The 13483-nt window shown below is 74.7% G+C and carries 12 protein-coding genes; 6 read left to right on the top strand and 6 right to left on the bottom strand.

Going from position 1 to position 13483, the window contains the following annotated elements; genetic code table 11:
- The first annotated feature begins 342 nt into the window (after window positions 1–342).
- Window positions 343–990: a TetR family transcriptional regulator gene (locus ACLJTM_RS28950; RefSeq protein WP_411106706.1), complete on the top strand. Its 648-nt coding sequence runs from the start codon at window positions 343–345 to the stop codon at window positions 988–990.
- 101 nt (window positions 991–1091) lie between these two features.
- On the opposite strand, the gene ACLJTM_RS28945 is transcribed toward ACLJTM_RS28950, so the two are convergent.
- The gene (locus ACLJTM_RS28945; RefSeq protein ID WP_411106705.1) at window positions 1092–1565 is read right to left on the bottom strand and encodes a nitroreductase family deazaflavin-dependent oxidoreductase; all 474 of its coding nucleotides are present in this window, start codon (window positions 1563–1565) and stop codon (window positions 1092–1094) included.
- A complete protein-coding gene (locus tag ACLJTM_RS28940; protein WP_411106704.1) occupies window positions 1565–2851 on the bottom strand; it encodes an acyl-CoA dehydrogenase family protein in 1287 nt (428 codons plus the stop codon). The genes ACLJTM_RS28945 and ACLJTM_RS28940 overlap by 1 nt, the downstream gene beginning before the upstream one ends.
- A gap of 185 nt (window positions 2852–3036) precedes the next feature.
- On the opposite strand from ACLJTM_RS28940, the gene ACLJTM_RS28935 reads away from it, so the two are divergent.
- Window positions 3037–4260, top strand: coding sequence for a thiolase C-terminal domain-containing protein (locus ACLJTM_RS28935; RefSeq protein ID WP_411106703.1), 1224 nt, complete (start codon window positions 3037–3039; stop codon window positions 4258–4260).
- A gap of 14 nt (window positions 4261–4274) precedes the next feature.
- Here ACLJTM_RS28935 and ACLJTM_RS28930 read toward each other — a convergent pair whose 3' ends face one another.
- Complete coding sequence (locus tag ACLJTM_RS28930; RefSeq protein ID WP_411106702.1) at window positions 4275–4856, bottom strand: hypothetical protein; 582 nt, start codon at window positions 4854–4856, stop codon at window positions 4275–4277.
- Window positions 4857–4880: 24 nt separating this feature from the next.
- Here ACLJTM_RS28930 and ACLJTM_RS28925 point away from each other — a divergent pair, with 24 nt between their 5' ends.
- Window positions 4881–5573 carry a pyridoxal 5'-phosphate synthase gene (locus tag ACLJTM_RS28925; RefSeq protein WP_411106701.1) on the top strand — a complete coding sequence of 231 codons (693 nt, stop codon included), beginning with the start codon at window positions 4881–4883 and terminating at the stop codon, window positions 5571–5573.
- A gap of 339 nt (window positions 5574–5912) precedes the next feature.
- On the opposite strand, the gene ACLJTM_RS28920 is transcribed toward ACLJTM_RS28925, so the two are convergent.
- From ACLJTM_RS28920 to ACLJTM_RS28910, 3 genes are all read right to left on the bottom strand, one after another.
- On the bottom strand, window positions 5913–7673 hold the full coding sequence (locus ACLJTM_RS28920; RefSeq protein WP_411106700.1) for a hypothetical protein: 1761 nt from the start codon (window positions 7671–7673) through the stop codon (window positions 5913–5915).
- A 166-nt stretch (window positions 7674–7839) separates the two neighbouring features.
- Window positions 7840–8256 carry a Zn-ribbon domain-containing OB-fold protein gene (locus ACLJTM_RS28915; protein ID WP_411106699.1) on the bottom strand — a complete coding sequence of 139 codons (417 nt, stop codon included), beginning with the start codon at window positions 8254–8256 and terminating at the stop codon, window positions 7840–7842.
- Window positions 8253–8705 carry a DoxX family protein gene (locus ACLJTM_RS28910; RefSeq protein ID WP_411106698.1) on the bottom strand — a complete coding sequence of 151 codons (453 nt, stop codon included), beginning with the start codon at window positions 8703–8705 and terminating at the stop codon, window positions 8253–8255. The genes ACLJTM_RS28915 and ACLJTM_RS28910 overlap by 4 nt, the downstream gene beginning before the upstream one ends.
- Before the next feature lie 253 nt (window positions 8706–8958).
- Between ACLJTM_RS28910 and ACLJTM_RS28905 the strand changes: the two genes are divergently transcribed.
- The 3 genes from ACLJTM_RS28905 to ACLJTM_RS28895 all read left to right on the top strand — a co-directional run bounded on the left by ACLJTM_RS28905 (window position 8959) and on the right by ACLJTM_RS28895 (window position 13473).
- On the top strand, window positions 8959–10155 hold the full coding sequence (locus ACLJTM_RS28905) for a flavin-containing monooxygenase (protein ID WP_411106697.1): 1197 nt from the start codon (window positions 8959–8961) through the stop codon (window positions 10153–10155).
- 166 nt (window positions 10156–10321) lie between these two features.
- Entirely contained in the window at window positions 10322–12556 is a 2235-nt protein-coding gene (locus ACLJTM_RS28900; RefSeq protein WP_411106696.1) for an acetate--CoA ligase family protein, read from the top strand.
- 116 nt (window positions 12557–12672) lie between these two features.
- Window positions 12673–13473: an enoyl-CoA hydratase/isomerase family protein gene (locus ACLJTM_RS28895; protein ID WP_411106695.1), complete on the top strand. Its 801-nt coding sequence runs from the start codon at window positions 12673–12675 to the stop codon at window positions 13471–13473.
- Window positions 13474–13483 lie beyond the last annotated feature (10 nt).

The raw sequence follows: 13483 nt of genomic DNA, 5'->3' as shown, positions 1-13483 counted from the left end.
TGATCCGTCCGAAAACTTGTCCACAGCCTGTTGATAAGACTATTCGGGGGACATCCTCCGCCTGACCAGGCAGGACCGGGCGGGCCGGACGGCAGGGGAGTCGGCGCGTAACCGGCGCGGGGCCGCCGGGCAGCCGCCGCGGGGCCGCTCCGCAGCCGCCGGTGGGGCTGCCGCCGGAGCCCGCCCCGGCCCGCGCGGGGGCGGGCCGGGGCGGGTCCCGGGATCGGCCGGAATGCACCGCCCCGCCCGCCCCGGAGGGGCTCCGGCCCAGGCCACGCACCCCGTAACCCCATTTGCAGGCGGCCGAATAGCGCGCCGATCACCCCTCGGTAAGCTGACGGCATGACAGGACAAGTACGCACCGTCGACGGGCGTGTCGCCGGCCGGCGCGGCCAGGCGACGCGGCAGAAGCTGCTCGACTGCCTGAGCGAGATGCTCAGCTCCTCGCCGTACCGCGACGTCAAAGTGATCGACGTCGCCCGCAAGGCCGGTACCTCCCCCGCGACCTTCTACCAGTACTTCCCGGACGTCGAGGGTGCCGTCCTGGAGATCGCCGAGCACATGGCCACCGAGGGCGCGCAGTTGACCTCGCTCGTCGAGGGGCGCACCTGGGTCGGCAAGGCCGGCTGGGCGGCGGCCGAGGAACTCGTCGAGGGCTTCCTGGACTTCTGGCGGCGCAACGACGCGATCCTGCGGGTCGTCGACCTCGGCGCCGCCGAGGGGGACAAGCGCTTCTACAAGATCCGCATGAAGATCCTGAACTCGGTCACCAACTCCCTCACGGAATCGATGAAGGAGCTCCAGGCCAAGGGCAAGGTCGACAAAGACCTCAGTCCCGCGGCGATGGCCGGCTCCCTGGTCGCCATGCTGGCCGCGGTCGCCTCGCACCAGAAGGGCTTCCAGACCTGGGGTGTCAAGCAGGCGGAGCTCAAGCCGAACCTGGCGCTCCTCGTCCACCTGGGCATCACCGGCAAGAAGCCGGCCAAGTAGCGGCGGACCCCCTGCGGGTCCGCCGCCCGCCCTGCCGTCCCGGCCGGCCCTCCCCGCCGCTCACCCCTCCCGGGTGACGGTACGTCACATCCCGCCTGCGATCAGCGACGCTCCAGGCGGAACAGCCGGATCTCGCGCTCGATGCGCGCCTGGTACGTCGCGTACGGCGGCCAGAACTCCAGCGCCGCACGCCAGGCCTCGGCGCGTTCCTCGCCTTCCAGCAGTCTGGCCCGCACGGCGATGTCCCGGCCCTTCCAATTCACTTCCGCGTCCGGGTGCTTGAGCAGGTTTGCGGTCCATGCCGGGTGCCCGGGCCGGCCGAAGTTGGAGCCGATCAGCAGCCAGGTCGCCCCGTCGCCCTCCGGCATGCAGGCGAGGGGCGTGGTGCGGGGCTCGCCGGTCCTGGCGCCCTTGGCCGTCAGGATCACCCCCGGCAGCATCCGGGCGCTGAGCAGCACCTTGCCGCGGGTCAGCCTGTGCACCGCCTTGTCCATGGCGGGGATGACGTGCGGTGCGAGCCTGGCGAACAGCAGGGTCGAGGAGACCTTCTGGATCAGCTTGACGCCGGGAGCCATCAGACGGCCACCCTTTCGGTGGGGGAGGTCGGGGTCGTGGTGGGATCGGGGCCGGCCGGAGCCGGGCCGGCGGACGCGGGGGCTGCGGACGCGGGGGCTGCGGGCGCCGGGGGTGCGGCTGCGGGGGCGAACAGGCCCGCCCGGTCCGCGGCGTGGGCGCGCAGCCGGTGGACGGGGCCGAAGAGCAGCTCGTCGGCGGCGGCCCGTTTGAAGTAGAGGTGCGCCTCGTGCTCCCAGGTGAAGCCGATGCCGCCGTGCAGCTGGACCGCCTCGCCCGCCGCGTTTCGCTGGGCCTCCAGGGCCTGGGCCAGTGCGAGACCGCCCTGCTCGGGGTCCCAGGCGGCGTAGTAGGCCGCGGACCTGGCCGCCTGCACCTGGACGTAGAGGTCGGCGAGGCGGTGCTTGACGGCCTGGAAGGAGCCGATCGCCCGGCCGAACTGCTCGCGCCGGCCCACGTACTCCACCGTGCGGGCCAGGGCCTGCCCGGCCGCACCGACCGCCTCGGCGGCCAGGACGGCCGCGGCGGTGCGGCCGGTGGCGGCGAGGGCCCCGAGGACGTCGGCCCCGTCCTCGCCGAGCAGTTCGGCCGGTACGTCACGCAGTTCGACCCGGGCCTGCGGGCGGGTCTCGTCGAGGACGCTCTGGCGGGTGCGGACCAGGCCGGGCGCGTCCTCCCGGACGAGGAAGAGCAGCGTACGGCTGCGCGGGAAGCCGCCGGTGTGGGCGGCGACGAGCAGCAGGGGGGCGCTGTGCCCGTCGAGCACCTGGGCGCTCTCCCCGTAGAGCCGCCAGCCCCCGCCCGCCGTGTCGGCGCGGGCCTGCACCCCGCCCGCCCGGCCTCCGCCGGCCCACTGCCCCGCGGTGTCGTCCCCGGTCAGGGCGAGGGCGGCGGCGAGCGCCGGGCCGGGGACGGCGAGGGCGGCGGTCAGCCCGCCGGCGGCGAGCACGGGCAGCAGGGCCGTGCGCTGGTCCGGGGTCCCGAGGGCGGCGATCAGTGGCACGCAGAGGGCGGCGGTGGCCAGCAGCGGCGAGGGCAGCAGCACCCGGCCGGTCTCCTCGCAGGCCAGGACCAGGTCGGCGGGGGCGCAGCCGATGCCGCCGTACTCCTCGGCGACGGCGATGCCCGGCAGTCCGAGCTGCGCGGCGAGCTGCTGCCACAGGGCGCGGTCGTGTCCGGCAGCGGTGCGGACGGCGACCTTGACCTCGTCCGGACCGCAGCGTTTGCCGAGGATCTCGCGCAGGGTGCGGCGCATCTCGTGCTGCTCCGCGGTGAAGGCGGCATCCATCGTCGGGCTCCTCCCGGTGGCGCCTCCCAGCGGTGGCTGGGGCGGTAGCTGACGGGCCGTCATGTTAGGGGCCGCGACGGCAGATGCACAGGGGGTGGTGGCACGGGGTCGGGCCGGTGCGCCCGGATGCACCCCGCGGCGCCGGGGTCTGGCACCTGACGGCCCGTCAGATGTACCGTCGGTGCATGCCTGCACCCACGCCCGGGCCCCTGCGCGGGCCCGCATCCGCCGCCGCATCCGCCCCGGCGCCCCGCCGCCGGGTCGCGGTCGTCGGTGTCGCCCTCTCCGACTGCGGACGGGTGGACGGCCCCACCCCGTACGCCCTGCACGCCCAGGCCGCCCGCCGGGCGCTGGCCGACTCCGGTCTCGACCGCTCCGTCATCGACGGCTTCGCCTCCGCCGGCCTCGGCGTCCTGGCTCCGGTCGAGGTGGCCGAGTACCTGGGCCTGCGCCCCACCTGGGTGGACTCCACCTCCGTGGGCGGCTCCACCTGGGAGGTGATGGCCGCGCACGCCGCGGACGCCATCGCCGCGGGGCACGCCAACGCCGTGCTGCTCGTCTACGGATCCACCGCCCGCGCCGACATCAAGGCCCGCCGGCGCACCTCCGACCTCTCCTTCGGGGCCCGGGGCCCGCTGCAGTTCGAGGTGCCGTACGGCCACACCCTGGTCTCGAAGTACGCGATGGCCGCCCGCCGCCACATGCACGAGTACGGCACCACCCTGGAGCAGCTGGCCTCCGTGGCCGTCCAGGCCCGTGCCAACGCGGCCACCAACCCGGACGCGATGTTCCGCGCACCGATCACGGTCGAGGAGGTGCTGGCCGGGGAGATGATCGCCGACCCCTTCACCAAACTGCACTGCTGCATCCGCTCCGACGGCGGCTGCGCGGTGCTGCTGGCCGCGGAGGACTACGTACCGGACACCGCGAAGGCGCCGGTCTGGGTCCTGGGCGCCGGCACCTCCGTCTCCCACACCGCCATGTCGGAGTGGGAGGACTTCACCGTGTCCCCGGCGGCGGCCTCCGGGCGCCTCGCCTTCGAACGGGCCGGCCTCACCCCGGCGGACGTGGACCTGGCGGAGATCTACGACGCCTTCACCTACATGACCCTGGTGACCCTGGAGGACCTCGGCTTCTGCGCCAAGGGCGAGGGCGGCGCCTTCGTGGAGAAGGGCCGGCTGCTGCGCGAGGGGGAGCTCCCGGTGAACACCGACGGAGGGGGCCTCTCGGCCTGCCACCCCGGCATGCGCGGACTGTTCCTCCTCGTCGAGGCCGTCCGCCAGCTCCGCGGCGAGGCGGGTGCCGGGCAGGTCACCCGGGCGGGCGGCCGGCTGCCGCAGGTGGCGCTGGCGTCCGGCACCGGAGGCTGGTTCTGCTCCTCGGGGACGGTGCTCCTCGGCCGGGACTGACCCGTAGGGGCCCGCTACCAGGCCGGTGCGGTCAGCGGGCGCCCCTCGGGGGACAGCACGACGTCGTGGGCGGTGCGCTCGAAGTCGTACAGGCGGACCACGTCCCGGGACAGCCACTGCGCCTTGACGACCCCCTGGGGCCAGGGCAGCGACTCCGGGTAGCGGCCCACCGGCCAGCGGCGGGCCGTCGGGAAGCCGCCCTCGTCCACGTACACCTCCCAGACCGGGTCGGTCAGCGGCGAGGTGCGCTCCACCACCAGCCTGCGCCCGGCGCCCCCGGGGGCCGGGATGTCGTACTCCACGCCGGGGAAGGGGTCGGCGGCGATCAGGTAGACGGGAACGCACGAGGCGCCCAGCACGAGGGCCCAGACGAGGCCGTGCGCCCCGACCGTACGCAGCACCGGGCGGCGGGAGGAGAGCAGGACCGCGCCGGCGAGGACGAGGGCCGCGAGGGAGCCGAGGGCCACCGGTTCGTCGAGTTCGGCCACGACGGCGAGGCCGCCGGGCCGATGGAACGGCGGGGCGAGGGCCGCCGCCCCGGCGAGTACCCCTGCCAGGGCGAACAGTCCCCGCGCCACGCCTCTGTGCACGTCCATGGGGCCGCACCCTAGCCTGGCGCCATGACGAGCGAGACCGGCAGGCCGGCCGAGACCGGCGACGAAGAGTTCCACGCCACCCTGCACTCCCTGCGCGTCTGGGCGCACCCGCTCCCCTCCTTCGACGCGCAGGCCGCCCCGGCCGAACCGCTGCCGCTGTTCCGGGAGTGGCTCGTGCACGCCGCCCGGGCGGGGCAGCCGGAGCCGCACACCATGAGCCTGGCCACGGTGGACGGGGCGGGCCGGCCCGACGTGCGCATCCTGATGCTCCACGAGGCGGATGCCCGCGGCTGGCACTTCGCCTCGCACGCCACCAGTGCCAAGGGCCGGCAGCTGGCCGAGCAGCCCGAGGCGGCCCTCGCGTTCTACTGGCCTGCCGTGGGCCGGCAGGTGCGCGTACGGGGCTCCGTCACCGCCTGCGGACCGCAGGAGAGCCGGGAGGACCTGGCCGTGCGCTCGCGCGGGGCGCTGGCCGCCGCCCTGACGGGACGGCAGAGCGAGGTGCTCGGCTCCCCACAGGAGCTGGTCAGGGCCTCGGAGGCCGCCTGGGACCGGGCCGGGACGGAGCCGGATGCGCCGGCTCCGACCTGGACGCGGTACGTCCTGGAGCCGCGCGAGGTCGAGTTCTTCCAGGGCGACGCCGCCCGCCGGCACATCCGGCTGCGCTACCGCCGCCCGGCGGGCGGCAGCTGGACGGCCGAACTGCTCTGGCCGTGAGGCCCGTCCGGGCCCGGGCGGCCTGACTGCCGTGGCCGTAAGGCCCGTCCGGGCCCGGGCGGCCTGACTGCCCTGACCGTGAAGCCCGTCCGGGCCCGGGCGGCCTGACTGCTGCGGCCGGGAGGCCCGTCCGGGTCCCGGCGGCCGAACTGCTCTGGCCGTGACGCCCGTCCGGGTCCCTGCGGCCTAGTTGCCCTGGACGTGACGCCCGTCCGGGTCCCTGCGGCCTAGTTGCCCTGGCCGTGACGCCCGTCCGGGTCCCTGCGGCCTAGTTGCTCTGGCCGTGAGGCCCGTCCGGGTCCCGGCGCCGCGGCGTGCGGGCCCGGACGGGCCGGCGGATCACCGGGCGGGGCGGCGGCGCTTGCCGGTGCCCGCGACGAACGCGGCGCCCATGGCGACGGCCAGGCCGGCGCCGCCGAGGGCCCAGGCGGCGGCCGGGTCGGCGCCGGCGGTGGCGAGCCTGCCGCCGACGGTCGCGGCAGCCACGCCGCCCCCGGGGCCGGCGGCCGGCCGGGCGGCGCCGTGGGGCTGCGGCTGGTCGGCGCCGCCACCGGCCCGGGCCCCGCCGCTGCCGTCGCCGGTACCGGTGCCGGTGCCGATGCCGGTGCCGGTGCCGGTGGCCGGTGCGAGGATCCGGGTGGGGACGGACACGGTGCCGGAGGAGACGAACTGCCCGCTCGGCGCGTGCGCGTACCCGTCGAACAGGACGTGGAAGTCCCCCGGGACGGTGTCCCCGGTGAAGCGCACGCGCAGCTTCAGGGTGGTCTGCTCGCCCGCCCTCAGCGGCACCGCGCCGATGTCGCCGCCCAGGGTCTCCTCGGACCCGTCGATCGCGATGTCGTACCAGCCGGCGGCGCCCTGCGCCTGGAGCCGGACCTGCGAGGCCGTCACCCAGGGTCCCTCGCCGGCGCCTCGGCCCATGTGCGCGGCGACCAGGAAGTCCGCGAGGTCGGCCTTGCCCGTGTTGTCGAGCTGGAGTTGCAGCTCATGCCAGTCCCCGCCGGCCCGGAAGCCCCCCGAGGGGAAGCCGTCCACCGCCATCCGCGGCCCCTCGACGTCGGCGCTCTCCGACGGGGAGCCGATGTGGGAGGAGTACGCGACGGGGTCGGCGGCAGCGCCGCCGTGCTGCGCGCTGCCCGTCCCGGAGAGCCGCAGCGAGAAGGAGGTCGCGGGGGTGCCCTGGGCGAATCTGACCTGGAAGACGAGGTCCCGCTTCTCGCCCGCGCCGTACTCGCCGCCGTGGTCGAAGATCCGGAGCTTGCCGTCCTCCATGCGGACCTCGACGGGGTGCCAGTACGACTCGCCGTGGACGGTCGTGGCGAGGAACTCCACCTGCACCTGGTCGGGCCGGATCTCCGCGCCCTCGGTCACGAGGTCGACCCCGACACGGAACTCGCCGGTGCCCGGGCGCCCGGAGTTGTCCACGCCCAGGGTGAGCACGCGCCCGTTGGGGTCGCCCGCCGTGAAGCCGGCCGGCGGCAGTCCGCCGAGCCTGATCCTGGGGGCGTCGGCGGGGGCCTGCTGCCGGCGGGTGGTCTTCGAGGTGTACCTGACGTCCTTGGAGTCGACCTCGAGGTGGTTGCTGCCGGTCAGGACGATGTCGAGGGGCGCGGCGGGAGCGTCGGCCGCCACGCGGACGCGCACCGGGATCTGGATGGACTTGTCCTGGGCGACGGGTATCCCGGCCAGCAGGTCGAACACGGCGGAGTCCGGGCTCGGCCCCACCCGCTCGGCGGCCTGCCACACGCCGGCGTAGCGGTGCTCGACCTCGATCATCGAGGCCTTCACGGGGGCGCCGCTGCCGGCGATGTGCAGCGCGATGTCATAGCTCGTCAGGGCTTTGCCGGCGCTGTTGTCCATGCGCAGGGTGAGTTCGGTCCACTCGCCCCCGGCCTCGAAGCCGTCCTTCGGCAGGCCGTCGAGGGCCAGTACGGGGCCGCTGTAAGGCTGCTCCGCGGCCGGCGCCCCGCTCTGCGGACCGGCGTCGGGGGCGGTGACCGCGGGGCCCTTGGCCTCGTCGGCCATCGCGGGCGTGGCCATCAGCACACCGGGGCCGACCACTGCGGCGGCGGCCACGACGGCCATGCGCGTGAACTTCATCTGTACTGCTTCCCCTCCGCACGGCTCCGGAGGGCGCGAGGCGCCCGCCCGTCCCCCCGAACCGGTCCACCGATCGAATCGAACACGCGCAGACTAGTTCAGCGGCGCGGGCGCGTACGCCCAGGTCCGGATCGAAGAGGGGGAGTTGGGCGGGCTGCGCCGCCCGTCAGGGGGCGGGGCGGAACACCGCGACCGCCACCGCGTCGGCGGCCTCGCGGAAGACGGCTTCCAGCGGCATCCCGATCCGCAGGTCCTGCGGTGCGCAGTCGACGACTTCCGTCATCATCCGCGGGCCCTCCGCCAGGTCGACCACCGCCGCCGTGTACGGGACGCGGGTGGCGAAGGGCGGGAGGTCGTTGCGGTGGACCACCGACCACGTGTAGAGGGTGGCTCGGCCGGTGGCCGTCTCCCAGCCGACGCGTTCCTCGCCGGCCCAGCAGAACGGGCAGAACTCCCTGGGGTAGTGGTGGGCCCGTCCGCAGTCCGCGCAGCGGCGCAGCAGCAGCCGCCCCTGCGCGGCCGCCTCCCAGTAGGGGCGGGTGAAGGCGTCGGCCTCCGGGAGGTCGTACCGCGCGGCGGTCACCGGAAGAGTCCGATCGCCGCGTCGAGGGACCAGGTCTGCCAGCTCATGGCGAGCAGCGCCACGAGGGAGATGAGGGCCATCATCGCGTTCTGGCCCTGTTCGGCCCAGTCGTGGATCATCAGCACCAGGTAGAGCAGGTTCAGCAGCAGCCCTCCGATCAGGGCGACCGGGGTGAGGAAGCCGAGGACCAGTCCGAGCCCGAGGGCGAGTTCGGCGTAGACCACGAGGTATGCCATCGCCTTGGGCCGGGGCTGGACGATCCGGGCGAAGCCGTCCCGGACGAAGGTCCAGCGGTGTCGGCCCGCGACGTCCGCCGCCCAGGCGATGCCGGTGCCGCGCTCGAACCAGCCCTTCTTGTCCTTGTGGCGCCAGCTCTCCAGCCACCACAGGCCGAGGCCTATCCGGAGTACGGCGAGCCATTCGGCCCCGCTGAGCCAGACGGTCTGCATCGGCAGCCTCCACCCCTCGCACTGATCTGACGGTACGTCAGTTCAACCGATCCGCGGCCCCGGCGCAAGGCCCCGGGGCCCTCCGGACCGGCCCGGGAGCCCTCCGGAGCGGCGGCGGACGGTCGCGGACCGGCCACGGACCGGCCGCCGACCGGCCTGCGGACCGCCGCCGGCGCCCACCGTGATCGATCCGCAATCGATTCCCTCCTTGACCGAGACCCATCAACGCTGCGTGGCGATACGCTCACACCTCATGTCCGGAGCCCCCACAGCACTTGAGATCAGCACCCAGCCCCGCCCCGTGTACGTGATCGGCGCGGGCCCCGGCGGCCTCGCCGTCGCCGCCGCGCTGCGCGCCCGAGGGGTCCGTGCGGTGGTCGTGGAGAAGGCCGACACGGTCGGCGCCTCCTGGCGGCGCCACTACGACCGGCTCCACCTGCACACCACGCGCCGGCTCTCCGCCCTCCCGGGCCTGGCCGTACCGCGGCGCTTCGGCCGCTGGGTCTCGCGCGACGACGTGGTGCGGTACCTGGAGAAGTACGCCGAGTTCCACGAACTGGAGATCGTCACCGGTGTCGAGGTGACCCGCATCGAACCCGCGGCCGCATCCGGGGACGGCGGCGACAGCGGCGGCTGGACCCTGCACGCCAGCGGCGGACGGGTGCTGACCGCGGCCGCCGTGGTCGTCGCCACCGGCTTCAACCACACCCCCGCCCTGCCCGACTGGCCGGGCCGGGAGGGGTTCACCGGCACGCTGCTGCACGCCGCCGACTACCGCAACCCCCGCCCGTACGAGGGCCGGGACGTGCTGGTCGTCGGCGTGGGCAACACCGGCGCGGAGATCGCCGTGGACCTCGTCGAGGGCGGCGCCGCCCGGGTCCGCCTCGCCGTGCGCACCGCCCCGCACATCGTGCGCCGCTCCACCGCCGGCTGGCCGGCGCAGCGCACCGGGATCCTGGTGCGGCGGCTGCCCGTACGGCTCGTGGACCGGTTGGGCGCGCTGGTCGCGAAGGCCTCGGTCCCGGACCTGTCGGCGTACGGGCTCCCGCGCCCGGCGACCGGCCTGTACAGCCGGGTCCGGCAGGGAGCCATCCCGGTGCAGGACGTCGGACTGATCGACGCGGTCCGCGGCGGGCGGGTGGAGCCGGTCGCCGCCGTCGAATCCTTCGACGGGGCCGAGGTGGTGCTCGCGGACGGTTCGCGGATCACCCCGGGCGTGGTGGTCGCGGCCACCGGGTACCGGCGCGCCCTGGAGGGCCTGGTCGGGGACCTCGGGGTGCTGGACGAGCGCGGGCGGCCGTGCACGCACGGCGCCCGGACCCCGGCCCAGGCCCCCGGCCTGTACTTCACCGGCTTCACCAACCCCATCAGCGGCATGCTGCGGGAGCTGGCCCGCGACGCCGAGAAGATCGCCGCGGTGGTGTCCCGCCGGGTGCGGCCGGTGGCCTGAACGGCGCTCTGGACCCGTACGGAGGAGGTCTGGCACCGTTCACCACATCTCCTCCACCAGCTTTCCTGCGCAGCCCTGTTCCTGACGGCACGTCAGTTCAGTAATCTGACTGCACGTCAGTTATTGCGGTTCCATCGAGGTTCATCGAGCAGGAGCGGGCGGAACGATGCTTGGATCTACTCACGGCACCCTCACCACCGACTTCCGCGCACGTGTCGAGGCCTGCGGGGAGACCCCCAGGACGGCCGTCCACTCGACGGCGGCGCCGTCCGCCGAGGACGCCGTTCCGCTGGACGTCAGCGGACGGCCCCTGCACTCCGATGTGCCCGACCTGGACCGGTTCTTCCGGCCCGAGTCGGTGGCCGTCGTCGGCGCCTCGGACACCGAGGGCAGACCGAACACCGGCATCACCCGCCAGCTCATCGCCTGGGCCGAACGCGTCGGCGCCCGGATCCACCCCGTGCACCCGACCCGCGCGTCCGTCTTCGGCCTGCCCTGCGCGCCGAGCGTGGCGGACCTGCCCGAGCAGGTGGACCTCGCCGTCCTCCTCGTCGCCGACCCGCTCCCCGTCGTCGAGGAACTCGCCGAGACCAAGGTGAAGTTCGCCGTCGCCTTCGCCTCCGGCTTCGCCGAGACCGGCGACGAGGGCGCCGCCGCCCAGGCCCGGCTGAGCGCGGCCGTCCGCCGCTCGGGCCTGCGCCTGCTGGGCCCGAACACCAACCTCAACGCCTTCGAGGCCTTCCGGGAGGACCTCGACGGCCCGTCGATCGCGCTGATCACCCAGTCCGGCCACCAGGGCCGGCCCGTGTACACCCTCCAGGAACTCGGCATCCGGCTCTCCCACTGGGCGCCGACCGGCAACGAGGCCGACCTGGAGACCGCCGACTTCATTTCCTACTTCGCCGAGCAGCCCGAGGTCGGCGCGATCGCCTGCTACGTGGAGGGCCTCAAGGACGGCCGGTCCTTCCTGCTGGCCGCCGACCGGGCGGCCCGGGCCGGGGTCCCCGTCGTCGCCGTCAAGGTCGGCCGCACCGAGACCGGCGCCCGGATGGCCGCCTCCCACACCGGGAAGCTGACCGGCGCCGACACCGTCGTGGACGCCGCGATGCGGCAGTTCGGCGTCATCCGCGTCGACGGCCTCGACGAACTCCAGGACACCGCCGCCCTGCTCGCCCGGGCCCGCAGGCCCCAGGCCGAGGGCGTGGTCGTCTACTCCATCTCCGGCGGCACCGGTGCACACTTCTCCGACCTGGCCACCGAGGCGGGCCTCACCCTGCCCACCCTGTCCCCGGCCAAGCAGCAGGAACTCCACCAGTGGATACCCGGCTACCTCAATGTCGCCAACCCCGTGGACAACGGCGGCCACCCCGTCGGCGACTGGCGCGGCCGCAAGATCATCGACGCCCTGCTGGCCGACCCGTCCGTCGGGGTGCTGATCTGTCCCATCACCGGCCCCTTCCCCCCGATGAGCGACCGCCTCGCCCAGGACCTGGTCGACGCCGCCGAGGCCAGCGACAAACTGGTCTGCGTGATCTGGGGCTCCCCCGTCGGCACCGAGGAGGCCTACCGCACCACCCTCCTCGGCTCCTCCCGGGTGGCGACCTTCCGCACCTTCGGCAACTGCATCACCGCCGTCCGCGCCTACCTCGGCCACCACCGCTTCACCACCGGCTACCGCTCCCCCTTCGAGGACGCGCCCCGTACGCCTTCGCCCTCGTACCGCAAGGCGCAGGCCCTGATGCGGCCCGGACAGCAGCTCAGCGAACACGCCGCCAAGCAGCTGCTGCGCGCCTACGGCATCCGGGTACCGCGCGAGCAGCTCGTCACCAGCGCGGCGGCGGCCGTCCGCGCGGCGGGCCTGGTCGGCTACCCGGTGGTGATGAAGGCCTCGGGCCCGCAGCTCGGGCACAAGACGGAGCTGGGCCTGGTGAAGATCGGGCTGACCTCGGCGAGCCAGATCCGCGACGCGTACCGGGAGCTGACCGACATCGCCCGCTACGAGAACGTCCCGCTCGACGGCATCCTGGTCTGCCAGATGGTCGAGCGCGGCGTGGAGATGGTCGTCGGCGTCACCCAGGACGACCTCTTCGGGCCGACGGTGACGGTCGGCCTCGGCGGGGTCCTCGTGGAGGTCCTGCACGACGCCGCGGTCCGCGTACCGCCCTTCGGCGAGGACCAGGCCCGGGCCATGCTGGCCGAACTGCGCGGCCACGCCCTGCTGGAAGGAGTCCGGGGCGCGCCCCCGGCCGATGTCGACGCCCTGGTGGAGGTGGTCCTGCGGGTCCAGCGGATGGCACTGGAACTGGGCGACTCGCTCCGCGAACTGGACGTCAACCCGCTGATGGTCCTCCCCCGCGGCCAGGGCGCCGTGGCCCTGGACGCCCTGGCCGTGTGCCGCTGACCCGGGGCACGCGGGCTCCGCGGGGCACCCGCACCCCGGCCCGTACACCCACCCGCTCCGGCACCCATCGCTCCGGCACCCACCGCTCCAGCACCCATCCCGAACGGGAGCCCCGCATGCCCAGCGCCCCCGAGGACGACGTCCTCCACCGCACGGAGAACGGCGTCTCCTGGATCACCCTCAACCGGCCCGAGGCCATGAACGCGGTCACCTGGGACCAGCGGGAACGGGTCATCGCCCTCCTCGCCGAGGCCTCCGCCGACCCGGCGGTCCGCGCCGTGGTCGTCACCGCCACCGGCAAGGGCTTCTGCGCGGGCGCCGACCTGCGCGGGACACCGGCCGCCGGGGAGCGGGTCGCCGGGGACGTGGCCCGCATGATCCGGCTCGGCGCGCAGCGGCTCATCACGGCCGTACTCGACTGCGAGAAGCCGGTCCTGGCCGCCGTCAACGGCACGGCGGCCGGCATCGGCGCCCACCTCGCGTTCGCCTGCGACCTGGTGATCGCTGCCGAACCGGCGCGGTTCATCGAGGTGTTCGTCCGTCGCGGGCTGGTCCCCGACGGCGCAGGCGCCTACCTGCTGCCCCGGCTGGTCGGCCCGCAGAAGGCGAAGGAGCTGATGTTCTTCGGTGACGCCGTCCCCGCGGCCGAGGCCGAACGCCTGGGCCTGGTCAACACGGTGGTGCCCGCCGAAGCCCTGGAGGAGACGGCCCGCGCCTGGGCGGAGCGGCTCGCCCAGGGGCCGACCCGGGCCCTGGCGATGACCAAGCAGCTGGTCAACGCCTCCCTGGACGGCGGCCGGGCGGCCGCGCTGGCCGCCGAGGCCACCGCGCAGGAGCTCAACATGGGCACGGCCGACGCGAACGAGGGAGTGGCGAGCTTCGTGGAGCGCCGCACGCCCACCTACCTCGGCCGCTGACGGCGGCCCC

Source organism: Streptomyces sp. cmx-4-9, assembly GCF_046548835.1.
GTDB lineage: Bacteria > Actinomycetota > Actinomycetes > Streptomycetales > Streptomycetaceae > Streptomyces.
This window is presented reverse-complemented; position numbering and strand designations above follow the sequence as displayed.